Annotated in this window: 23 protein-coding genes and 1 pseudogene; 12 read left to right on the top strand and 12 right to left on the bottom strand. The window is 72.6% G+C overall.

Features of this window, described 5'->3' with window-relative positions:
• The 8 genes and pseudogenes from ACWDEN_RS34750 to ACWDEN_RS34715 form a co-directional block, all read right to left on the bottom strand.
• Positions 1–1237, bottom strand: a 1237-nt coding sequence (locus ACWDEN_RS34750; protein WP_450861847.1) for an ABC transporter ATP-binding protein, incomplete at its 3' end; no start/stop codon positions are given.
• 122 nt (positions 1238–1359) lie between these two features.
• The gene (locus ACWDEN_RS34745; RefSeq protein WP_450861845.1) at positions 1360–2079 is read right to left on the bottom strand and encodes an FAD:protein FMN transferase; all 720 of its coding nucleotides are present in this window, start codon (positions 2077–2079) and stop codon (positions 1360–1362) included.
• Between the two features lies 1 nt (position 2080).
• Complete coding sequence (locus ACWDEN_RS34740; protein ID WP_450861844.1) at positions 2081–2509, bottom strand: FMN-binding protein; 429 nt, start codon at positions 2507–2509, stop codon at positions 2081–2083.
• Positions 2510–2525: 16 nt separating this feature from the next.
• Positions 2526–3863 (bottom strand): ferredoxin reductase family protein, encoded by a 1338-nt coding sequence (locus ACWDEN_RS34735; protein ID WP_450861842.1) that lies wholly within the window; start codon positions 3861–3863, stop codon positions 2526–2528.
• Between the two features lie 242 nt (positions 3864–4105).
• Positions 4106–5497 (bottom strand): PP2C family protein-serine/threonine phosphatase, encoded by a 1392-nt coding sequence (locus tag ACWDEN_RS34730; RefSeq protein ID WP_450861840.1) that lies wholly within the window; start codon positions 5495–5497, stop codon positions 4106–4108.
• A 202-nt stretch (positions 5498–5699) separates the two neighbouring features.
• A complete protein-coding gene (msrB, locus tag ACWDEN_RS34725) occupies positions 5700–6107 on the bottom strand; it encodes a peptide-methionine (R)-S-oxide reductase MsrB (protein ID WP_450861838.1) in 408 nt (135 codons plus the stop codon).
• A 14-nt stretch (positions 6108–6121) separates the two neighbouring features.
• Complete coding sequence (gene murC / locus ACWDEN_RS34720) at positions 6122–7510, bottom strand: UDP-N-acetylmuramate--L-alanine ligase (protein WP_450861836.1); 1389 nt, start codon at positions 7508–7510, stop codon at positions 6122–6124.
• 44 nt (positions 7511–7554) lie between these two features.
• Positions 7555–7742 (bottom strand): annotated as a pseudogene (locus ACWDEN_RS34715) (hypothetical protein); the annotation flags it as partial.
• 192 nt (positions 7743–7934) lie between these two features.
• Here ACWDEN_RS34715 and ACWDEN_RS34710 point away from each other — a divergent pair.
• The gene (locus ACWDEN_RS34710; RefSeq protein ID WP_450861834.1) at positions 7935–8180 is read left to right on the top strand and encodes a hypothetical protein; all 246 of its coding nucleotides are present in this window, start codon (positions 7935–7937) and stop codon (positions 8178–8180) included.
• A gap of 225 nt (positions 8181–8405) precedes the next feature.
• On the opposite strand, the gene ACWDEN_RS34705 is transcribed toward ACWDEN_RS34710, so the two are convergent.
• On the bottom strand, positions 8406–8900 hold the full coding sequence (locus ACWDEN_RS34705; protein ID WP_351619578.1) for an RDD family protein: 495 nt from the start codon (positions 8898–8900) through the stop codon (positions 8406–8408).
• Positions 8897–10072: a hypothetical protein gene (locus ACWDEN_RS34700; RefSeq protein ID WP_450861832.1), complete on the bottom strand. Its 1176-nt coding sequence runs from the start codon at positions 10070–10072 to the stop codon at positions 8897–8899. The genes ACWDEN_RS34705 and ACWDEN_RS34700 overlap by 4 nt, the downstream gene beginning before the upstream one ends.
• A 122-nt stretch (positions 10073–10194) precedes the next feature.
• Between ACWDEN_RS34700 and ACWDEN_RS34695 the strand changes: the two genes are divergently transcribed.
• A complete protein-coding gene (locus ACWDEN_RS34695; RefSeq protein WP_351622444.1) occupies positions 10195–10551 on the top strand; it encodes a carboxymuconolactone decarboxylase family protein in 357 nt (118 codons plus the stop codon).
• A gap of 161 nt (positions 10552–10712) precedes the next feature.
• Here ACWDEN_RS34695 and ACWDEN_RS34690 read toward each other — a convergent pair whose 3' ends face one another.
• Together ACWDEN_RS34690 and ACWDEN_RS34685 are read right to left on the bottom strand one after the other, a co-directional pair.
• Positions 10713–11186 (bottom strand): indole-3-glycerol phosphate synthase, encoded by a 474-nt coding sequence (locus ACWDEN_RS34690; protein ID WP_351622441.1) that lies wholly within the window; start codon positions 11184–11186, stop codon positions 10713–10715.
• Positions 11187–11316: 130 nt separating this feature from the next.
• Positions 11317–12195: a pyrimidine reductase family protein gene (locus ACWDEN_RS34685; RefSeq protein WP_450861829.1), complete on the bottom strand. Its 879-nt coding sequence runs from the start codon at positions 12193–12195 to the stop codon at positions 11317–11319.
• Between the two features lie 37 nt (positions 12196–12232).
• Between ACWDEN_RS34685 and zapE the strand changes: the two genes are divergently transcribed.
• From zapE to ACWDEN_RS34635, 10 genes are all read left to right on the top strand, one after another.
• Positions 12233–13336 (top strand): cell division protein ZapE, encoded by a 1104-nt coding sequence (zapE, locus tag ACWDEN_RS34680; protein WP_351622435.1) that lies wholly within the window; start codon positions 12233–12235, stop codon positions 13334–13336.
• Between the two features lie 165 nt (positions 13337–13501).
• The gene (locus ACWDEN_RS34675; RefSeq protein ID WP_351622432.1) at positions 13502–13840 is read left to right on the top strand and encodes a hypothetical protein; all 339 of its coding nucleotides are present in this window, start codon (positions 13502–13504) and stop codon (positions 13838–13840) included.
• Between the two features lie 91 nt (positions 13841–13931).
• Positions 13932–14510, top strand: coding sequence for a carbonic anhydrase (locus ACWDEN_RS34670; RefSeq protein ID WP_450861827.1), 579 nt, complete (start codon positions 13932–13934; stop codon positions 14508–14510).
• 8 nt (positions 14511–14518) lie between these two features.
• Positions 14519–16003: a SulP family inorganic anion transporter gene (locus ACWDEN_RS34665; RefSeq protein WP_450861825.1), complete on the top strand. Its 1485-nt coding sequence runs from the start codon at positions 14519–14521 to the stop codon at positions 16001–16003.
• Between the two features lie 123 nt (positions 16004–16126).
• Positions 16127–16975, top strand: a complete 849-nt coding sequence (locus ACWDEN_RS34660; protein ID WP_351622424.1) for a slipin family protein — start codon at positions 16127–16129, stop codon at positions 16973–16975.
• A gap of 10 nt (positions 16976–16985) precedes the next feature.
• Complete coding sequence (locus ACWDEN_RS34655) at positions 16986–17543, top strand: YbhB/YbcL family Raf kinase inhibitor-like protein (protein WP_351622421.1); 558 nt, start codon at positions 16986–16988, stop codon at positions 17541–17543.
• 51 nt (positions 17544–17594) lie between these two features.
• Complete coding sequence (locus ACWDEN_RS34650) at positions 17595–18452, top strand: PPK2 family polyphosphate kinase (RefSeq protein ID WP_450861823.1); 858 nt, start codon at positions 17595–17597, stop codon at positions 18450–18452.
• A 152-nt stretch (positions 18453–18604) separates the two neighbouring features.
• The gene (locus ACWDEN_RS34645) at positions 18605–18883 is read left to right on the top strand and encodes a hypothetical protein (protein WP_351622416.1); all 279 of its coding nucleotides are present in this window, start codon (positions 18605–18607) and stop codon (positions 18881–18883) included.
• Positions 18884–19114: 231 nt separating this feature from the next.
• Complete coding sequence (locus tag ACWDEN_RS34640; protein WP_450861821.1) at positions 19115–20638, top strand: FAD-dependent oxidoreductase; 1524 nt, start codon at positions 19115–19117, stop codon at positions 20636–20638.
• A 77-nt stretch (positions 20639–20715) separates the two neighbouring features.
• Positions 20716–21570, top strand: a complete 855-nt coding sequence (locus ACWDEN_RS34635; protein WP_351622410.1) for a polysaccharide deacetylase family protein — start codon at positions 20716–20718, stop codon at positions 21568–21570.
• Positions 21571–21592: the final 22 nt, after the last annotated feature.

Raw genomic sequence — 21592 nt, 5'->3', positions numbered from 1 at the left:
CGTCCACCGACCGGCCCTGCACGGCATCGGCGTCGTCTTCGGCCCGGTCCTGTACGGCATCGGTGCCGGTCTCGGCCTGACCGCGCTCCGTCCCGGTGTCGTCCGGGATCCGGCCTCGCTCGGGCTCGGTGCCGGCCGCGGCCCGGCTGTGCGCTGTGCGGATGGCCTCGCCGATGGTCTGCTGGGAGACGACGCCCACGGCGCGGCCCTCGTCGTCCACCGCGACGGCCCAGCCGGTCGGTGAGAGCACCGCACCGTCGAGCGCGGTGCGCAGCGAGTCCCTGCCGGGCACGAACGGCCGCCCGTGGTCGAGGAGTTGCGCCCGGTCGACAGCCCCGGCGGTGAGCCGGTCCGGCTCGCTCCAGCCGAGCGGCCTGCCCTCGGGGTCGGTGACGAGGAGGTAGGGGGCGTCGGCGCGGGGGGCGAGCCGGTCGGCGTCGGCGTCGATGTCCACGATCGGCTCGGTCTGCAGCTCCAGTCCGGCGGACGGGAAGAAGGACAGCCGGCGGATGCCCCGGTCGGCGCCGAGAAAGTCCTCCACGAAGGAGTCGGCGGGCGCGCTGAGCAACTCGGCGGGCGGGGCGAACTGGGCGAGCCGGCCGCCGGTGCGCAGCACGGCGACCATCGTGCCGAGCTTGATCGCCTCGTCGATGTCGTGCGTGACGAAGACGATGGTCTTGCCCAACTCGTCCTGGATACGCAGCAGCTCGTCCTGAAGTCCCTTGCGCACCACGGGGTCGACGGCGGAGAACGGCTCGTCCATCAGCAGCACCGGCGGATCCGCGGCGAGCGCGCGGGCCACGCCGACGCGCTGCTGCTGGCCGCCGGAGAGCTGGTAGGGGTACCGCTTGGCGAGCGCGGTGTCGAGCCCCACCCGCTCCATCAGCTCGGCGGCTCGCGCGCGGGCCTTCTGCTTGCCCCAGCCGAGCAGCCGGGGCACGGTGGCGATGTTGTCGAGGATGGTGCGGTGCTGGAAGAGTCCGGCGTTCTGGATGACGTAACCCATCGAACGGCGCAGGGTGTTGACCGGCTGTCGCCGGATGTCCGTGCCGTCGAGGAGGATGCTGCCCTCGGTGGGCTCCACCATCCGGTTGATCATCCGCAGGGTCGTCGTCTTGCCGCAGCCGGAGGGGCCCACGAGGACGGTGATCGCGCGGTCCGGTATCTCCAGCGACAGCCGGTCGACCGCGACCGTGCCGTCCGGATACCGCTTCGTGACTGACTCTATCCGTATCAAAACGCCGAATGCCCTTCGGGTTTGGCGGATTTCCGCCCGCTTTCGGCCACGGTCGTCGCTGCGCAGCCCGTTGCGGGGAGAGTCTAGACCTCGAGTGTTTCAGCGTTTTGGCGGGTGAATGGCTAGGCGACCGGCAGTCCCGGGGTGCGGACCACGCGCCGTCCTGTGTCCACCGCGAACACCTCGCAGCGGGAACGGGCGGCGGCCCAGGCCGGCCCGTCGGCGCCCAGCGCGAAGGCGGCCGTGGCGGTCGTGTCCGCCTCCGTCAGGGTCGGGGCCACCACGGTGAGGCTGAACAGCCCTGTGGCGGGGCGTCCCGTGCGGCCGTCGAGGATGTGGTCACCGCGCTCGTACCGCCCGGAGGTGGCCACGGCCGCGTCGGTGACCGCCAGCACGGCACAGACCCGGTCGGCCTGTTCCGGATGCCGGATGCCCACCCGCCACGGCCCGCCGGAGACCACCACGTCACCACCGGCGTTCAGGCAGAACCGCCGCGCCCCGGCCGCCGCCAGCAGCCCGGCCGCCCGCTGCACCGACCAGCCCTTGACCACCGCACAGGGATCGAACCCCCGGCCGGGCAGCCGCACGTCGAAGGCACCACCGGTGGCGGCCCGGTACCGTTCGCACAGGCCGAGGACCTCCCCCAGGTCCTCGCTCAGCTCCTCCTCCGCCAGCTCCCCGCGCCCGTACCGGGAGACCTCGCTGTCGGACTTGAACGGGCTGAAACGGGCGTCGACCTGGCGCAGCCAGGCGAAGACCTCGTCCGCGGCCGCGCCGAAGTCGCCCTCGTCGTCGATCCGCAGTGAGACCGGAAACCCCATGACGTGCTCGACCCGCCGCACGTCAGGAGCCCTTGGCGTCGAGCGCGGCCTGGAGGGACTCCCGGTATCCCCGGCTCGTGATCGTGGCCCCGGACACCGTGTCGATGTGGGCGCTCTGCGCCTTGAGCGTCTCGGCGACCAGCTCCGGTACGGCCCACCGGGTCTGCGGATGGTGGGGCGCCTGGAGCATCCGCACGGAGGTGATCCGGTCGCCCCGGAAGGTCACCTCCACCTGGAAGACGCCCTTCGTGGTGCTGACCGCGGTGCCCGCAACCACCTTCGAGGAGGTCGCGGAAGACGCCGCGGATGGCGAGGAGGCGGCGGCGGACGGCACTCGAGTCGGCGGAGCCGCCGGCTGTGCGGTGTCGACGGTCCCGGCCGAGGGGTGGTATCGCCACACCGGTATCAGTCCGGCGACGGTCAGGACGAAGACGGGAATGGCTCGCTTCACGGTCAAACGCCCTCTCTCAGCCCGCGAGGCTGAAGCGCTCGAAGTGGATCTGCCGCTTGGGCACGCCCAGGTCGGCCAGGCTGCGCAGCACGGCGGTCATCATGCCGGGCGGCCCGCACAGGAAGACGTCCCGGGCCCCGATGTCCGGGACGAGCCGCGCCAGTTCGTCGGGGGCGAGTCGGTCGGGGACGACCGGGCCGGTCACCAGGTGGAGTTCGGCGCCCTTGGCGAGGGCGAGGTCGCACAGCTCGTCGTAGAGGACGGCGTCGCGGTCGGTGGCCACCCGGTAGATGACCACGGCGTGGCCCTGGAGGTCCTCCAGCAGCGCCCGGATGGGGGTGACGCCGACACCGCCGGCGATCAGCACGGACTCCGGGCGGGTGCGGTGCAGCGTGGTGAAGGCACCGTAGGGGCCCTCGGCGAAGACGCGGGTGCCGGGCTTGAGCTGCCGCAGGGCGGCGCTGCCGTCGCCGACCGCCTTGGCGGTGAGGCGCAGCGTGCGGCCGTCGGGGGCGGCGGACAGGGAGAACGGGTTGGCCTGCCACCAGCGGTCCCGGGTGAGGAACCGCCAGAGGAAGAACTGACCGGCGCGGGCGGGCAGCTGGTCCAGGCGGCGGCCGGTGACGTAGACGGAGACGACGTCGTCGGACTCGGGTACGACCGCCGAGACCCGCAGCCGGTGCCGCAGGTTCCGCCACAGCGGCAGCACCAGCCGGCCGACGAAGACCGAGCCCAGGGCGGCGCCCCACACCGAGTACCAGTACGTCCTCGCGGTCGGTGAGGAGGTGAACGTCGTACCGGCCGCGACCTGGTGGGTGAAGGCGAGGACCACGGCGGCGTAGGTGTACAGATGGATGAAGTGCCAGGTCTCGTAGGCGAGTCGGCGGCGTGCCCAGCGGGCCGAGACGGCGCCGACCAGGACGATCAGCGCGAGCGCGACGATGGCGCGCAGCACGCCCTCGACGGTCTCGGCGAGGTTCACGAGCTGGTTCACCGGGTCCATCGAGGACGCCTGGGCGTAGCCGAAGGTGATGAACACCGCGTGGGTGAGCAGGGTCCACAGGATGCCGAAGCCGGTGCGGCGGTGCCAGGAGGTCAGCCGGTCCATGCCGATCCGGTGGTCCAGCCAGGGCAGCCGGGCCACCAGCAGCAGCTGGAAAGCCATGAGGAGGGCGCCGCACAGGCCGGCGAGGCGGCCCAGCACGATCAGGGTGTTCGAGGCGAATCCGGCCTGGACGAAGAACCAGGCCACAACAGCCGCGTTGACGGCCAGCAGCGTGTACAGGCCGGTACGGGCCACGACCCGGGGGCGGATCGTCGTGGGGGGTGCGGGACGTGTCTGGAGGGTCGTCACGGACGCGGCTCCTTGATCGGGTCCTGGATGACGCGCTTCGCCCGGGATGGCTGACGTATTCCTGTCGGACGACTTTCACTCGAGTATTGATGTGGCCGGCGGCGGCCGGCAGCTCCGGCTGAGCCGGACGGGTGGACGGGGGTCGGTGAAGGGGCACGGGGCTGTACCGGCATGCGGCTCCGCCGTGTGGGCGCGACAAGCCACGCCGCAGCCGCAGCCGCACCCGCGAACGCAGAGCACCCCTACGACGAAACCGGGCCCTGTCGGGTATGCGGCCGGCAGGCCAGCGCGGCGACATCGTCCTCCGCATGCCGCGCGTCCAGCCGGCCGAGGATGATGTCCAGGACGTCCTCCAGCCCGTCCCCGCCGGGAAAGCGAACCGCGGACAGCCGCTCCAGAGACCGGTCGATGTCCTCACCCCGCCGCTCCACCAGCCCGTCGGTGAACAGCACGAGCGTCTCCCCCTCGGCCAGCGGATGCGTGGCCGACTCATAGCCACCGAGCCCGGTGCCCAACGGCGGGCCGACGGGGACCGGCACCATGGAGGCCTCACCGCCGGAGGTGATGCGCACGGGCGGAAGATGCCCGGCGCTGGCCAGCGTGACCTGGTGGCGGCCCGGGTCGACGCGGGCGAGCAGGCAGGTGGCGGGCCTGAGGTCGGACTCGCGGGAGGCTATCTCGTCCATCTGCCGCAGCACCCGGTGCGGGGGAAGGTCGGCGGAGGCGATGTAACGCAGGGAGGAGCGGTAGGCGCTCATGTCGACGGCGGCCTCCAGGCCGTGGCCCATCACGTCGCCGACGACCAGCAGGGTCCGCCCGAAGTGCAGCCGTACGGTCTCGCACCAGTCGCCGCCGACCAGCACGCCGCCGCCGGCCGGCAGATACCGGATGGCGATGTCGAGGTTGGGGTGCGGGCGGCCGGGCTCGGCGAGCAGGGCGCGCTGCAGGTCGCCGGCGGTGCGGTTGATGCTCGCGTAGGCGCGGGCGTGCCGGATGTGGGAGGCGGCGCGCTCGGCGAGCAGGCTGAGCAGCTCGGCCTCGGCGCGGCGCAGCGGCTGCCCGGAGCGGGCCCACACCAGGACGCCGTACCCCTCCTCGCCGCTGGTCAGCGGTGTGCACAGCGCGATCCGGGTGCGGGGGGCGCCCGGGTACTCCAGCCAGGGCTCGGGCTGTGCGCCGAGCGCCGGTGTCTCCGCCTCGCGGGCCGCCGCGGTGGCCCACCGGGCGTCGGGCAGCGCGTCAGCGTCCCCGGTGATCGCCTCGTATCCGGATATGGTCTGGCCGGTCCGGCGCAGCACGGCGGCCGTGCCGCCGGCCAGCCGTACGGCGATCCGGGTCAGCTCGGCGCAGGTCGTGGCCTCGTCGAGGGTCGTGCCGATCGCGGCCAGCGCGTCCCGCAGCAGGCTCAGCGGTGCGCCACCGGCCGCCACGGCATCGACGTCCGGGGCGCCCTCCGCCGCCTCAGCCGGGCCCACGGCATCCGCCGAGCCCGCGGCATCAGCGGAACCCGCCGCATCCGGGGAATCACCGGCCCGCGCGGATATCGCCGTCGACTCGTGCCCGGCTTCGTCCGCGCGGTGGCGGCCGCTGTCGGCGGGCACAGGCCTGCGACGGGACTGGATCCAGCGCGCCACACCCAACACCCTCACAGAATCTCAAACCGGAGCAAGTCGGGCACCGACCTCATCCGTCCCAGCGCCCTCGGCAGGCCGAGAACAGAACCTGAGCCCCGCTCCGGTATCCGATGGCGTTCATCTTCGACCGGACGAGCCCTGTCGAGGATGCCTTTTGCCAGATTCGGAGTGTCGATCGATCCGGGCGGGGATCAAGGACGGGTCAGTCCTCGGCGGGCGCCAGCCGCAGCGAGATGGAGTTGATGCAGTACCGCTGGTCGGTCGGGGTCGGATACCCCTCCCCCTCGAAGACGTGCCCGAGGTGGGAGCCGCAGCGGGCACAGCGCACCTCGGTGCGGACCATGCCGTGCGAGCGGTCCTCGACCAGTTCCACCGCGTCGGTGTCCTTCGGGTCGTAGAAGGACGGCCAGCCGCAGTGCGACGCGAACTTCGTGTCGGACGTGAACAGTTCGGCGCCACAGGCCCGGCAGGAGTAGACACCCTTGGTGCTGGTGTCGGTGTACTCACCGGTGAAGGCCGGCTCGGTGGCGGCCTGGCGCAGCACGGCGTACTCGGCGGGGTTCAGCTCCGCGCGCCACTGCTCGTCCGGCTTCTCGACGTCGTACGACATGAGCCTCAGCCCCTTTACTGCGACAGGCGGTCCAGGATCAGCGGGCCCAGGTCGGTCACGTCGCCCGCGCCCATGGTGAGAACGAGATCACCGGGCTTCGCCATTCCCGCGATCACCGCGGGGATCGCGGCCTTGTCATGGACGGCGGTGACGTCGGCGCCGGCGGCGCGCGCGGCCTCGATGATCAGCTCGCTGGTCACGCCGGGGATCGGGTCCTCGCGGGCGGGGTAGATGTCCAGCACCACGGACGCGTCGGCGAGGGCGAGGGCCTGGCCCATCTCCTTGCCCAGCTCCTGGGTGCGGGAGAACAGGTGCGGCTGGAAGACGACGAGGATCCGGGAGTCTCCGGCGGCGGCGCGCATGGCCTCCAGGTCGGCGGTCATCTCGGTGGGGTGGTGGGCGTAGGAGTCGATGACCTGCACCCCGGCGGCCTCGCCCTTGAGCTGCAGGCGCCGCTTGACGCCGGTGTAGGCGCCGAGCGCGGGCGCCAGCCCGTCGGCCGGGATGCCGAGGGCCGCACCGGCGGTGAGCGCGGCGACGGCGTTGAGGGCGTAGTGGCGGCCGGGCACGGAGACCGTGAAGGTCAGTTCCTGCCCGTCCAGGACCACGGTGACCTGGCTCTTCAGCCCCTGCGGGACGATCGACGGCACCCGTACGTCGGCGTCCTCGGCCTCGCCGTACGTCACCGTCCTCACCGAACCCGCCAGCCGCCGGGTCAGCTCCCGCGCACCCTCGTGGTCGGCGGAGATCACCAGCGTGCCGCCGGGGACGATCTTCCCGGCGAAGGTCTCGAAGGACTCGTAGATCTCGTCCATCGAGGCGTAGTTGGCGTGGTGGTCCAGCTCGACGTTGAGGACGATGGCGACCTCGGGCGCGTACTTGTGGAAGCTGCGGTCCGATTCGTCCGCCTCGGCGACGAAGATGTCGCCCTCGCCGTGCAGCGCGTTGGAGCCGGGCGCGTCCAGGTCGCCGCCGATGGCGTACGACGGCTTCAGGCCCAGCTCGGTGAGGGAGACGGCCAGCATCGAGGTGGTCGTCGTCTTGCCGTGGGTGCCGGCCACGGCGATCGGGCGCAGCCCCTCCATCAGCGCGGCGAGCGCGTCGGAGCGGTGCACCACGGGGATGCCCAGCTCGGCCGCCCGGGCCAGCTCGGGGTTGTCCTTGCGGATCGCCGAGGACACGACGACACAGCTCGCGTCGTCGGCGAGGTGCTCGGCGGCGTGCCCCATGTGCACGGTCACGCCGAGCGCCCGCAGCGCCTCGGCGGTCGCCGACTCCTTGGCGTCGCTGCCCGCGACCTTGGCCCCGCGCTGCGCGAGGATCTTGGCGATCCCCGACATCCCGGCGCCGCCGATGCCGATGAAGTGCGGTCGGTCCATGGCGGTAGGAAGGCCGGGTGCCATGTGGTTCTCCCCAAGATTCCGGTACAGGCTGAGCGGGCCCTAGCCTATGCGCTCGGACGCCGGGCCCCGTGCAAGGGGCGAGGCATGACGCCGGGCCTCGGCCCGCCCGGCTCCGGGGTGCATGGGCGGAAGGTGCGCCTTAAGTGTCCGGGGGCACGCCGACCGTGCGGTGGAAGTGGCGGCGCAGCGTCGTGGCCGTGTCCATGCCGGTGGCCGTTGCGATGGCCTCGATACGGGTGCCGGGCCGGTGGTCTCCGGAAGTTCCTCGACTGCGCCGGCCCCTTCGCCTCGGCGGCCGCTCCCCTGATGGAGGCCGCGTGCGCGCCGGGGTCCCCTATGCCGGGTCCCCTATGTGGACGTGGCGGCCGAGATCCGCCTGCTACGGCGACCTGGGCGACCTCGGCGACCTGCTGGTCACGGGGCCGTGGACGACCGGGCGACGGCCGACGCGGCGCATGTCGCCCACGGGCTGAGCGGCCGGCACCCCACCGCCGGGACCCGCGCCGCCGGCCAGCTGGAGTACCCGGACGCCGGCGCGCCCACGCTGAACTGGGAGTTTCCCGGCCCACCGGGGCACCGGCCGGTCATCGGGGAACGGGGAATGCAGACCTGGCGGACCCGGACCCACCGGCCCCGGTGGCGGTCGGCGCACGCGGGCGGTCCGCGCTGACCTTCCTCGTCGACGTCGTGGTCCGCTCCGGCGGCGCGGAACGGCGTGCCGTGACCCAGGGCCGGACATCTGCGCCGGCACGGCGCCGCTCGTGGTGGAGGCGGTGCACCGGATCCTGACGGGGCCGACCCGGACGGTCGGCGTCGCCGCACATCCGGGTGGAGCTGCGCCCCTGGGCCGGCCGCGCGGACCGGGGAACGACCCGGACCTCACCGGTCCGCCGGCTCAGGCGTGCGGACGGACCGCGGCGGTCCCGGCGTGGCCGTACCAGTCGTACAGCACGACGCTGTGGACCAGGAGGTCCTGCACGGAGGCCCGGCGCCGGCCGGCGGCCACCCAGAGCAGGCCGAGCGGGAAGATCACGTACAGGACGGCCCGCAGCACCGCGGCGACAGGGGTGAGCATGTCCCCCGACCGGCTCGTCACCCGTACGCCCATCACATGGTCGCCGACGGTACGCCCGGCCGTGCCCCAGCTGACCCCGAGATAGCCGGTCGTGAGGGCGGCCCCGAATCCCGCGGCGCCCCACGGGCCCAGGTCGGGCAGGAGGAACGGCGGCCCGAGCAGGAAATACCTCAGCGCCGCGTAGCCGAGGTCCAGGGCCGCGACCGTCGCGAGCACCACGAGCAGATCGACGCCGGCCGCCACCAGGCGCGTGACGATCCCGGCCGGCCGCCCCTGGACGGCCACCGGGTCCCGAGGACGGGCCACCGAGGTCATGACGCCTTCTTCCGCCTGCCCGCCCGCGGGGCCCCGTCCGGCCCGTCGCGATGCAGCAGCCGGTCGGTCATCCGGTCCACGAGCCCGTCGGCACGGGCGTTCCGCTCCCGGAACGCGTCCAGCGTCTCCGCCGTGATGCTGCCGCCCGTGTCCCTGACGATCCGCCCGACGTCCAGCTCTTCGAGCACCCGCTCGGCCCAGCTCACCAGATCCACCCTGGCCAGCACCGCGTCGAGATCGACCCGCCGCGCCACCCGGCCGACGTCCACCCGGTCCGCCATCGCGTCCAGGTCGACGCGCTCGAGGACGGCGTCCAGGTCGATCCGGGCCAGGAGGGCGTCCACGTCTACACGGGCAAGGACAGCGTCCACGTCTACACGGGCAAGGACGGCGTCCCAGCCGACCCGGGCAAGCACGGCCTCGAGATCGACCCGGGCAAGAGCCCCATCGAGGTCCACGCCCGCCAGCACGGCGTCCACATCGACACGGCTCACGAGCGCATCCACATCGACACGGGCAAGGAGCGCGTCCACGTCAACGCGGGCGAGGACGGCGTCCCAATCGACCCGGGCGAGGACGGCGTCCCAGTCGACCCTGTCGAGGACGGCGTCGAGATCGACCCGGGCAAGAACCGCGTCCAGGTCCACGCGCGCCAGTGCGGCGTCCAGGTCGATGCGGCGGGCAACGCGGTCGACGTCCAGCCGGTCGGCCACGGCGTCGAGGTCGATCTCGTCCACCACGGCCGCCGTCAGGGTCCGGACGAGCGCCCGCGCGACGGAGCGCGCCTCCTGCCGCGCCTGGGCCCGCTCCAGCGCTCCCCGCGCACCCCAGACGCGGATCCGGCGGACCACCGCGCCCCGTACGGCCGGCGGCACGAACGCCCAGGTCGCGGCACGCGCCCAGCGCCCGGCCCGGTCGGCCGTCTCCAGGGCGGCGGACACCGATCGGCGCTGGGCCGCGAGGGCGAGCCCGAGCACGGCGTCCGGCAGGGACGCCGAGCCGCCCGGCGGTTGCAGCGACCGCGGGCGTGCCGCGGTGACCGCCTGCGCGGCCATGTCGGCGAGGCCCACGACCACGCGTGTGACACCCGTGGCGACGGCCCGTTCGAGGCCGTCCGCACCCGGCCGGCTCCTCGGCGCCGGCGCGGCCGGCCGGTCCTCGGTCCCGCTCATGCCGGTATCGCACCATCCGGGGCCGCGGCCTGCCTTCACCCGGCAGGGGTGAGGCGAGCAGGCGCGGCGGGCTCCTACGGTGACCGGGCAAGCAGTCGGCACGCCAGGAAGGGCGGTCGGACATGGCCAGCACATCGCAGGCTCCCGTCCTCGACACACTCGCCGCCATGACCATCGACTCCATCGAACGGTGCGGTCTGGACCAGCGCACGCTCATCCTGACCCGCATCGCCGCGCTCGTGGCCATGGACGCCCCGCCGGTGTCCTACCTCGCACACGTCGATCCCGCGATCCAGGCGGAGCTGACCGTGGAACAGCTCCAGGACGTCCTGGTCGCGATCGCCCCCGTGGTCGGCACGGCGCGCGTCATGTCGGCCGCGAGCCACATCGCGCAGGCCTTCGGCGTGGCCATCGCCCTGGCCGAGACGGAGGCCCGGACCATGGCCGAGGCCGAGGCGAGGAGCCGGGCGGAGCACTAGGGGCACCGAGGAGTACGAGGAGTTCAAAGGAGTACGAGGAGTACGAGAAGTACGAGAAGTACGAGGAGTACGAGGAGTACGAGGAGTACGAGGGGTACCAGGAGCAGCAGCAGTGTCGGCGGAGTACCGGGGGTGTTTGCGGTGCGGCAACGGCAGCGGCGCTACGCCTTGCTGTGCGAGAACAGCTTCAGCACCGGCACCCCCACCTTGTGCCGCGCCCGGGAGGCCCAGTCGCGGTGGAAGAACTCCTCCACGTAGTGGGGGTCGGTGAGCACGATCACCTCGTCCGCCTCCACCTCGGCGACGAGGGACTTCAGCGCGTCCAGCGGATGGTCCTCCACCATCTGCCCCTCCGCCTGGCTCCCGGCGGCCCGCAGCGCCTGCACCGACACGTCCAGGGCCTGCTGTCCGACGCTCCTGGCGTCTTCGCCCTCGGGCGTCTCGTGTTCGCGGACCGCCTCGTCGAGTTCGCCGAGCGCGATGTCGTCGATGGCCCGCAGCAGGCGGTCCGCCTGGTCGCCGCGCGGCTGGAGGAGCACGTGGAACGCGACCGGCTCGTCTCCGTGCAAGGTGGTGACGAACTCCACGTCGGCGGACGTCAAAGCCTTCTCGATCATCAGAACGCTGGTGAACACCAAACGCCTCTTCTCCTCCGTGGGCCCTGACAAGGCCCCTGCGGAAACCATCCTGCCCCGTGATCGCACGGATTGTGCCGGACCAAGTCTGCCCTCCGGAAGCTAAACGGAACGGCATATTCCGCTGTTTTCAGGACCGACGGTAACGACCGAACAGAAATCCGGCGTCTTCAAGAACCGACACGAGTTCGAACCGGTGCGGCACGACGACCGAGGGCCCCCCGGCGATGCGCTGCGCGTCACCCGCGGTGACCGTGGGCGACAGGGTCAGGCACAGCTCGTCCAGCACCTCGGCGGCGACCAGCTGACCGAGCAGCCGGGGACCGCCCTCGGCGAGCAGCCGGGTGTGCCCGAGGCCGGCCAGGGCACGCACCAGCCGCACGGGGTCGACACCGCTGCCCTCGCCTGCGATCAGCACCTGGGCGCCGGCCTTCTCGGCGGCGGCGACACGGTCGGGGGCGGCCGCGGATCCGGTCAGGACCAGCGTGGGCACCACGGGTGAGGTGAACAGCGGGAGCGAGAAGTCCAGCTCCAGGCTCGCGGTGACGACCGCGATCGCCGGGGCCGGGCCCTGACCGGCGGCCTCCCGGGCCTCGGCGAACGCCTCACGCGCACGTGCGGGGCGGTACCCCTCCTGGCGTACCGTTTCCGCGCCCACCACGATCACGTCCGCGAGCGCCCGCAGCGTGCCGAAGATCCGCATGTCGGCGGCGCTGGAGATGGGCTGGGAACGCCCCTCGTGCTGGGCGGCGCCGTCGAGCGTGGAGACCATGTTGGCCCGCAGCCACGGCCGTGGGGCGCCCGGCGGCTCCGGGTAGGCGTAGGCGGCGGCCAGTTCGGCGAGGCTCCACTCGCGATCGACGTGGGCGTCATGGTCGACGTGGGCGCCGGCGCCACCGGGCACATGCGCCACCCGCGCCCCGGAAACCCCCCTCATCCCCTCTCTCTCGGCCGCCCCGCCGGAGGCCTGGGCTGCTGTTTCGTCGGTCACAGGGAACAGGCGTCGCATGTCGTGCAGTGTGACACGGCGCTTAGCATGGATAACCGTGTCGTCCTCCATCACCGCCCCCGGATCCAGCCCTCTGACCGACGCGGGCCCCCTGTCCCTGTGCGCCCGCGAGCCGCACGTCCCCGCGGACCGGCTGGTCGCCGAGATGGTCCCGCCCCCACGTTTCGACTCGGTCCGCTTCTCGACGTACATACCGGACGCGAACCAGCCCAGCCAGAGCGAGGCCGTGCAGGTGCTCGAGGGCTTCGCGGGCGGGCTCGGCGGGGCGCACGCCTCCGGCGCCGGCAGGCGCGGCTTCCTCGGCTTCGGCAGGGCCAGGGCGCCCAAGGCCCCGGCCGGCCCGCGCGGCGTCTATCTGGACGGCGGCTACGGCGTCGGCAAGACCCATCTGCTCGCCTCCCTGTGGCACGCCACCCCGGCCGAGCCCGCGCTCAAGGCGTTCGGCACCTTCGTGGAGCTGACGAACCTGGTCGGCGCCCTCGGCTTCCGGCAGACCGTGCAGACCCTCTCCGGCCACCGCCTGCTGTGCATCGACGAGTTCGAGCTGGACGACCCGGGCGACACGGTCCTCGTGTCGACCCTGCTCGGCAAGCTGGTCGAGGCGGGCGTGGCGCTCGCCGCCACCTCCAACACGCTGCCGGGCAAGCTGGGCGAGGGCCGGTTCGCGGCCGCCGACTTCCTGCGCGAGATACAGGGCCTGTCGGCCCACTTCCGCACCCTGCGCATCGACGGCGAGGACTTCCGCCACCGCGGCCTGCCCGAGGCGCCGCAGCCCTTCACCGACGAAGAGGTGACGAAGGCGGCCTACGCCACCGAGGGCGCCTCGCTGGACGACTTCCCGCACCTGCTGGAGCACCTGGCCAAGGTCCACCCGAGCCGGTACGGCGCGCTGACCGACGGGGTGAGCGCGGTGTGCCTCACCGATGTGCGGCCGGTGCCGGACCAGTCAACGGCGCTGCGGCTCGTGGTGCTCGCGGACCGGCTCTACGACCGTGAGGTCCCGGTACTGGCCTCGGGGCTGCCGTTCGACCGGCTGTTCAGCGAGGAGATGCTGAACGGCGGTTACCGCAAGAAGTACTTCCGCGCGATATCCCGGCTCACCGCGCTGGCCCGCGACGCGAAGGGACTCGTCGGCTCCTAGTCAAGGGCGAGTTCACGCCACGCGACCGGCACTTTTCACGCTCTCTTGTGCTCGTAACGCGCAGTTAACCCTGCAAAGGACTTTGCAGGGTTAATGTGTTTCTTGACCAAGCATTGACCAATGCTTGGCGCCCGCGAGAGACGTGGACTTCCGGGAGGGGGGCGCATGTTCCGAGGTACGACGGCCCGGACCGTGCTCGTGGCCCTGACCTTCGCCCTGCTCGCCCTGCTGCTCTCGGGGCCCACGGAAACCTTCACACCTGCGCATACCCTCAGTGAAGCAACGGCCAACGCCGAGGCCGGAACCACGTCGTCCGAACAGCCGGTGGGCGACGAGGCGGACGTGGTCCGCGGCCCCGCCTCCCGCTGCGCGCGGCCCCACCCGCTGATACCCGGCCGGGCAGCCGGTACCGGCCCCTCACACACACCCGGCACCGCGCACGGCCCGGCTCCCACAGCCTCCAGAGCCCACGCCCCGGCAGCACTTCAGGTCTTCCGCTGCTGATCAGGCGCTCGCCTCTCTCTCTCCCCCCCACACACACAACCGTCGTTCAAGTCCGACGCGCCGCTCAGGCGCGCCAGGAGGAACCACATACATGCAGCCCCTCATCGACAACGCCCGTACCTTCGGACAGCGCCCTGAGGAGTTCGCCAGGCTCGCCGAAGGCCAGTCCCCGCAGGTGCTGTTCATCACCTGCTCCGATTCCCGGGTCGTCCCGGCCCTGATCACGGGCGCCCGCCCCGGCGAGCTCTTCGAGCTGCGCACCGCAGGCAACATCGTCCCGCCCCACACCTCACAGCACCCCACCAGCGAGGCCGCCACCATCGAGTACGCCGTGGAGGTGCTCGGCGTCCGCGACATCGTGGTCTGCGGTCACTCGCACTGCGGTGCCGTCGGCGCGCTGGTCCGCGGCGACGACCTCGACGCCGTACCCGCCGTACGCGACTGGCTCGCGCACGCCACCCCGCGCCCGGCCGGCCAGGCCGAGGACCCAGAGGTCGCCGAGGGCGTGCGGGCCCATGTGCTGACCCAGTTGCTGCGGCTGCGCTCGTACCCGTGCGTCGAGCGCAAGCTGACGGGGCGTCAACTCCGGCTGCACGCCTGGTACTACGAGGTGCACACCGGCGCCGTACGGGCGCACCGCCCGCAGACCGACACCTTCGAGTCCCTGTGAGCGCGCCGATGACCAGTGAGAACACCACCCTGATATCCCGGTTCCCGTATCTGCGGCAGGACTTCGCCGCCTCCCTCGTCGTCTTCCTTGTCGCGCTGCCGCTGTGCGTGGGCGTGGCCGTCGCCTCCGGTGTCCCGGCCGAACTAGGCCTGGTCACCGGCATCGTGGGCGGCCTCGTCACCGGACTGATGCGCGGCAGCAGCCTGCAGGTGTCGGGGCCGGCGGCCGGCCTGACCGTGCTCGTCCTCGAGGCGGTCAGGGAGTTCGGGCTGCCGGCACTCGGCGTGATCGTGCTCGCCTCCGGACTCCTCCAGGTGGCGATGGGCCTGCTGAGGCTGGGCCGCTGGTTCCGCGCCATCTCGGTCTCCGTCGTCGAGGGCATGCTGGCCGGGATCGGACTGGTGCTCATCGCCGGGCAGTTGTACCCGGCGCTGGCCGCCAAGGCCCCCGACTCCGGCCTGGGCAAGATCGCCGGACTGCCCGGGGCGTTCCTGGACGCCCTCGGCAACGGCAGGGCAGCGGCCTCGCTCGCGGTGTGCGCGGGCACGATCGCGGTGCTGCTGCTGTGGAAGCACGTCCCGGCGAGGGTGCGCACGCTGCCCGGCCCGCTGGCCGCGGTCGGCCTCGCCACGGTGGCCGCGTTCGCGCTGGACCTGCCGGTCGCCACGGTCGAGGTGCGGGGCCTGCTGGGGGCCGTACAGCCGCCGCCGCTCAGCGCCTTCGGCGAGCTGGCGGGCGTCGGGCTGCTCGGCACGGTCGTCGCCTTCACGCTGATCGCGTCCGCCGAGTCGCTGTTCAGCGCGGCCGCCGTGGACCGGCTGCACACCGGACCGCGCACCGAGTACGACAGGGAACTGCTCGCCCAGGGCGCCGGCAACACGGTGTGCGGGCTGCTCGGTGCGCTGCCGATGACCGCGGTGATCGTGCGCAGCGCGGCCAACGTCCAGGCGGGCGCCCGCACCAAGGCCTCCCGTGTCCTGCACGGCGTGTGGCTGCTGCTGTTCGCCGCGCTGCTGCCGGACGCGCTCGCCTACATCCCGATCCCGGCCCTCGCGGGCATCCTGATCCACTCGGGCGCCAAGCTGGTCCCGGTCCGGGCGCTGGCGGTGCTGTGGCGCGAGCACCGGGGCGAGGCGCTGATCCTGGCGGCGACGGCGGTCTCGATCGTGGCGGTCAGCATGTTCGAGGGCGTGCTGATCGGCCTGGCGATGGCCGTGGTCAAGACGGCCTGGCAGGCCTCGCACATCAGGCTGGAGGTCGTCGACAAGGGCGCGGGCCCGATCGAGGTCCACCTGACGGGCAACGCGACCTTCCTACGGCTGCCGAAGATCCTGGACAGCCTGGAGTCGCTGCCCCAGGACCGCCCGGTCCGCCTGGACCTGTCCGGCCTGCACCATCTGGACCACGCCTGCCGTACGGCCCTGGAGAACTGGGCCGAGCGGCACAGCACGCTGGGGACGGAGCCGGTGCGGCTGACGGTGCCGGTGGGATAGCTCGCCCGCGGTGGCGGTATCAGGGGGCTCCGGCCCTCTGATACCGCCCTGACTCGGTCCGCCCGGAAGTGGCATATCGTTACAGCATCGGACAAACGCAGACCTCTCGGTGAGGAGGTCATCATGGTCCAGGAACTGCTGGGAGCGATCGTCGGGGCGGGGTGCGCCGGACTGGTGTACCTGGCCATGGCGGCCCGCGTGGTCAAGCAGTACGAACGGGGCGTGCTGTTCCGCCTCGGGCGCGTGGGTGACATACGGTCGCCGGGCCTGACGCTGATCATCCCCGTCGTGGACCGGCTGCAGAAGGTCAACATGCAGATCGTGACGCTGCCGATTCCCGCCCAGGAGGGCATCACCCGTGACAACGTCACCGTCCGCGTGGACGCGGTCGTCTACTTCAAGGTGGTCGACGCGGAGAGCGCGCTGGTGAAGGTCGAGGACTACAAGTTCGCGGTCTCACAGATGGCCCAGACGTCCCTCAGGTCGATCATCGGCAAGAGCGACCTGGACGATCTGCTCTCCAACCGCGAGAAGCTCAACCAGGGGCTGGAGCTGATGATCGACAGCCCGGCCGTCGGCTGGGGCATCCAGGTCGACCGGGTGGAGATCAAGGACGTCTCGCTGCCGGACACGATGAAGCGGTCCATGGCCCGTCAGGCCGAGGCCGACCGGGAGCGCCGGGCCCGGATCATCAACGCGGACGCCGAGTTCCAGGCCTCCAAGAAGCTGGCCGAGGCCGCCCAGCAGATGGCCGACACCCCCGCCGCTCTCCAGCTGCGGCTGCTGCAGACGGTGATGGCGGTGTCCGCCGAGAAGAACTCCACGCTGGTCCTGCCCATCCCGGTGGAGCTGCTGCACTTCCTGGAGCGGGGCAACCGGCAGGCGGGGCCGCACGGTGACGGGGAACTACGCCTGGAGAAAGGCGAGCAGCAGAGCGTGCCGGACGACGACGGGGAGCTGCCGTCCGGATAGCGTGCCGGGCATGCGCAGGAGCTGGGTGATCGCCGTGGCCGCGACGGCCTTCGTGGCGGGCTGCGGGGACGGCGGCACGCCGGCCGCCGCACCTTCCCCCTCCCCCTCCGCCGCCCGCCGGCTTGCCGTCACCAGTACGGCCTTCGCCGACGGCGGCACCATCCCGCGGCGGAACACCTGCGACGGTGCGGACGTCTCGCCTCCGCTGGCCTTCGGCGCCGTACCCGCGCACACGGCCTCGCTGGCCCTGCTGCTGCGGGACGCCGACGCCGCGCACGGCACGTTCACGCACTGGCTGGTGTGGAACGCCGACCCGCACACCACGCGGCTGTCCGCCGGGGAGCATCCGCCGGGGGCGACCGAGGGCCGCAACGACTTCGGGAAGACCGGGTACGGCGGTCCCTGTCCGCCGCGCGGGGACCGGCCGCACCGCTATGTCCTCACGGTGTACGCCGCGGACCGCCGTCTGCCGCCGGCCGCGGGTGCCTCGCCGGCGGTTGTGCTGCGGGCGCTGTCCGGGCACACGCTCGCCCTGGGCACGCTGACGGGCCGATACGGCCGGGGATAACGCCGTGCCGGGCCGTCTTCCGGACTCGGGGGTCCGCAGGGAAGAGGCACCGTGACGAAGAAGAACGACAGGGACCTGCGAGAGGCGCTGTGTCTCCCGCCCGGTGAGCCGGTCGACCTGGGCGCGTACGGCACCCGGACCACTCCCGGTGCACCCGGCGGGAAGAGGGCGGCCCTGAAGGACACCGCGCGTACCGGAGAACGGCTGGCCGAGCTGCAGATGCGGTTGTGGGCGTCGAGCACGGCGGGGGACCGGCGGCGGGTGCTGCTGGTGCTCCAGGGCATGGACACCAGCGGCAAGGGCGGCACGGTCAAGCACGTCATCGGCCGGCTCAACCCGGCCGGCTGCCGGATCCACGGGTTCAAGGCGCCCACCGAGGAGGAGCGGCGGCACGACTTCCTGTGGCGGGTGCGCGCGGTCCTGCCGCGTCCGGGCGAGATCGGCATCTTCGACCGCTCCTACTACGAGGACGTCCTCATCGCCCGCGTCCGGCATCTCGCCCGCCCCGCCGAGATCGGCAGCCGCTACGGCCTGATCAACGACTTCGAGCGGTCCCTCGCCGAGGACGGCGTGACCCTGATCAAGTGCTTCCTCCACCTGTCCCGCGAGGAGCAGCGGCGCCGGCTGCTGCGCCGTCTGGAACGCCCCGGCAAACGATGGAAGTTCACGCCCGGCGACATCGACGAGCGCGCCCTGTGGCCCGCCTACCAGGAGGCGTACGAGCTGGCCCTGGAGCGCTGCGCGGCGCCGTACGCGCCCTGGTTCCTGATCCCGGCGGACCGCAAGTGGTACCGGAACTGGGCGGTCGGCCGCCTGCTCCTGGAGCACCTGGAGGAACTCGACCCGCGGTGCCCCAAGCCCGGCTTCGACGTGGCGGAGTGCCGGGAACGGCTGCTGAAGGACACCTGACGTGCGCTCAGCGCGTGAAGCGGACTCGTACGGCCGCTAGATCATGAAACCGGCGCGCCGCTGCCCGTTACGCACTATTTTCCTACTAATCTCCATAACTGTAAGCGGTCGATCCGTTGCGCACCGCATCCACATCACACCATGGAGATGACATGCACAGACTTCGCAAGGCCGCCGTCGTGGTCGCGGCCCTCGGCAGCGTGAGCCTCCTGCCCGCCGGCCCCGCCTACGCCGGTGGTGGACACGACGACGAGGGCCACGTCATGCAGAGTTCCAACTGCAAGGACCACGACCTGAACCTCGACGTCCTGGGCGAGGTCGGCATCCTCAACGGTCTGCTGGGCAACGCGCTCAACGGCGAGGGCGACCCGGGTGCCCAGGCCACCCACATCGGCTCGACCATGGGCTGCAACAACAGCGCCGGAAGGTAACAGGCCGGTTCGGACCCCATGACGGCGGACAGCGGTGGCAGGCCGGACTTCCGGTGGACCGGCCGCCACACCCACCGCCGGCATGGAATGTGTGGCGACCTCACGCACGCACGGCATGCACGGTGGAGCATGCGCAGGCGCGCGTGAGGTCGCCGCGCCCGTTGGACCACCCCGCGTCACGACGCCGCGCGGACACGGTGAGCGGCCCGCCCGGCCGGGTACCCGGCGGCCATGCAGACGCAGCCGCACATCACCGACGCGTACTGGCTCCGGACCGCACCGGGGCCGTCCCTTCCCGCACTGGGCGAGGACCTGGACGTGGAGGCGGCCGTCGTCGGCGCGGGCATCGCCGGGCTGAGCACCGCGTACGAACTGGCCCGGGCCGGGCTGCGGGTGGCGGTGCTGGAGGCCGCGCGGGCGGCGGCCGGCGTCACCGGACACACCACGGCCAAACTGACCGCCCAGCACACCCTCGTCTACGACCGGCTGCGGCGCACCCGCGGCCCCGAGGGGGCGCGGCTGTACGCCCGCTCGCAGTCGGAGGCGATCGAGCACGCGGCGGCGCTGGTGGCCGAGCTGGGCATCGACTGCGAGTGGGAGACCCGGGACGCGTACACCTATGTGCGGGACCGGTCGCGCGTGGACGAGGTGCGGGCCGAGGCGAAGGCGGCACGGGAGGCGGGGCTGCCGGCCGCGTTCACGACGGAGACCGGGCTGCCGTTCCCGGTGGCCGGCGCGGTCCGGGTGACCGGGCAGGCGCAGTTCCACCCGGTCAAGTACCTGCGGGCGATCACCGACGACCTCGTGGCGCGCGGCGGACAGGTGTACGAGCGGACACGGGTCGTCGGCCTGCAGGAGGGCGGCGAGCCCTGCCGCCTGACGACCGAGGCGGGCCACACGGTCACCGCCCGGGACGTCGTGATCGCCACCCACTACCCGGTGTTCGACCGCGCCCTGCTGTTCGCCCGGCTCTCCCCGCGCCGGGAACTGGTCGTCGCGGGCCCGCTGGGCGAGGGACCCGATCCGCAGGGCATGTACATCACGCCGGAGGAGAACACCCGCTCGGTGCGCACGGCTCCGTACGGGGCGGACGGGCAGCGGCTGCTGGTCGTCACCGGGGAGCACTTCACGCCCGGCACCGGCGGTGTGCGGGCCCGCTTCGCCGGCCTCGCCGCCTGGGCCGAGGAGCACTTCCCGGGTGTGGACCTGGACCAGGCCTGGGCCACCCAGGACAACGACTCCACCGACACCGTGCCGCTGGTCGGCCCCTTCCACCCGGGCGCCCGGCACACCTACGTCGCCACCGGGTTCGGCGGCTGGGGACTGAGCGGCGGCATCATGGCCGGGCTGCTGCTGACCGCGCTGATCACCGGGCGGGACTGCGCCTGGCGCGAGCTGTACGACCCGCGGCGGCTGAAGTCGGTGGTGCGCGAGGCGCCGTCGCTGCTGAGGACACAGGCGGAGGTGGCCCGGCACTTCGTCGGCGACCGGCTGAAACCGCCCGCCTCGGTGGACGACCTGGCGCCCGGCGACGGGGCGGTGGTCCGGGCGGACGGCGGCCGGCTCGCGGTGCACCGGGACCAGGAGGGCGCCCTGCACGCGGTCTCGGCCCGCTGCACCCACCTCGGCTGTCTCGTCGCCTTCAACCGGGCCGAACGCGCCTGGGAGTGCCCCTGCCACGGCTCCCGCTTCGACGTCGACGGCACGGTGCTCCAGGGCCCGGCGGTACGGCCGCTTCCGCGCCGTGACCTGTGAGGCCGCGCGGGTGACCCCACCGCCGCAACACCGGGCATATCACCATACAACCGGCCTTTCAGTCCTACGTTCATACGGTGACCCCACGCGTACGCCGTATCACCGCCGTCTGTGTCCTGGGCGCGGCTCTCGCCGCCTGTGGTGGCGCGGGTCCCGCGGGCAGTGTCCGTCAGGCCCCGGCCCCCTCCCCCGCCGCCATCTCCCCGCCCGTCTCGCGCCCGCCCGTGCTGGCCCCGGGCCCGGGCGGCCTGACCCCGGTCTTCGCGCACGGCCCGCGCACCCTGGGCAAGACGGTCGCGTTGACCTTCGACGCCGACATGACCGCCGCCCAGGGGCCCCGCGCCGCCGCCGGCGAACACTTCGACAACCCGGACCTCATCGGGGCCCTGCGCGCGCTGAAGGTTCCGGCGACGATCTTCATGACCGGCCGCTGGGCCGACGAGTACCCGACCGAGGCCCGCAGCCTCGGACACGACCCGCGGTTCGAGGTCGCCAACCACTCCTACAGCCACTACGCGTTCACCGCCGACTGCTACGGCCTGCCGGTCGTCGACGCCGGCAAGATGCGGTCGGACGTGGAGCGGGCGTACGCCTCCCTGCGCAAGGCGGGCGTGCCGCACCCGCTGCCGTACTTCCGCTTCCCCGGCGGCTGTTACGACCGGCGGGCGCTGCGCGCGCTGAGCGGGCTCGGGGTGACCGCGGTGCAGTGGGACGTGGTGAGCGGCGACGCGTTCGCCACCGACGCCGACGCCGTGACCCGGCAGGTGCTGGACGGGGTGAAGCCCGGCTCGGTGGTCGTCATGCACTGCACCCGCAGCGCCGCCCCGACCACCGAGCGGGTCGTCCGTGCCGTCGTACCGGAACTGCGCAGGCGCGGCTACCGGTTCGTGAAGGTCTCCGAGCTGATCGCCGAGACCGGCGGACACCGCTGACGGGCCGCCGTACGCCGGCACC

The organism is Streptomyces sp. NPDC001153 (genome assembly GCF_053598315.1).
Note: the sequence above shows the minus strand (reverse complement) of the source record. Positions and strands in the feature narration are given on the sequence as shown.

Bases quoted from the DNA above. Each gene is read 5' to 3' on its own strand.
- msrB (WP_450861838.1), bottom strand. From the start codon at position 6,107: ATGTCGTACGACGTCGAGAAGCCGGACGAGCAGTGGCGCGCGGAGCTG.
- murC (WP_450861836.1), bottom strand. From the start codon at position 7,510: ATGGCACCCGGCCTTCCTACCGCCATGGACCGACCGCACTTCATCGGC.
- ACWDEN_RS34705 (WP_351619578.1), bottom strand. From the start codon at position 8,900: ATGACCTCGGTGGCCCGTCCTCGGGACCCGGTGGCCGTCCAGGGGCGG.
- ACWDEN_RS34700 (WP_450861832.1), bottom strand. From the start codon at position 10,072: ATGAGCGGGACCGAGGACCGGCCGGCCGCGCCGGCGCCGAGGAGCCGG.
- ACWDEN_RS34695 (WP_351622444.1), top strand. From the start codon at position 10,195: ATGGCCAGCACATCGCAGGCTCCCGTCCTCGACACACTCGCCGCCATG.
- ACWDEN_RS34685 (WP_450861829.1), bottom strand. From the start codon at position 12,195: ATGCGACGCCTGTTCCCTGTGACCGACGAAACAGCAGCCCAGGCCTCC.
- ACWDEN_RS34675 (WP_351622432.1), top strand. From the start codon at position 13,502: ATGTTCCGAGGTACGACGGCCCGGACCGTGCTCGTGGCCCTGACCTTC.
- ACWDEN_RS34670 (WP_450861827.1), top strand. From the start codon at position 13,932: ATGCAGCCCCTCATCGACAACGCCCGTACCTTCGGACAGCGCCCTGAG.
- ACWDEN_RS34665 (WP_450861825.1), top strand. From the start codon at position 14,519: ATGACCAGTGAGAACACCACCCTGATATCCCGGTTCCCGTATCTGCGG.
- ACWDEN_RS34660 (WP_351622424.1), top strand. From the start codon at position 16,127: ATGGTCCAGGAACTGCTGGGAGCGATCGTCGGGGCGGGGTGCGCCGGA.
- ACWDEN_RS34655 (WP_351622421.1), top strand. From the start codon at position 16,986: ATGCGCAGGAGCTGGGTGATCGCCGTGGCCGCGACGGCCTTCGTGGCG.
- ACWDEN_RS34645 (WP_351622416.1), top strand. From the start codon at position 18,605: ATGCACAGACTTCGCAAGGCCGCCGTCGTGGTCGCGGCCCTCGGCAGC.
- ACWDEN_RS34640 (WP_450861821.1), top strand. From the start codon at position 19,115: ATGCAGACGCAGCCGCACATCACCGACGCGTACTGGCTCCGGACCGCA.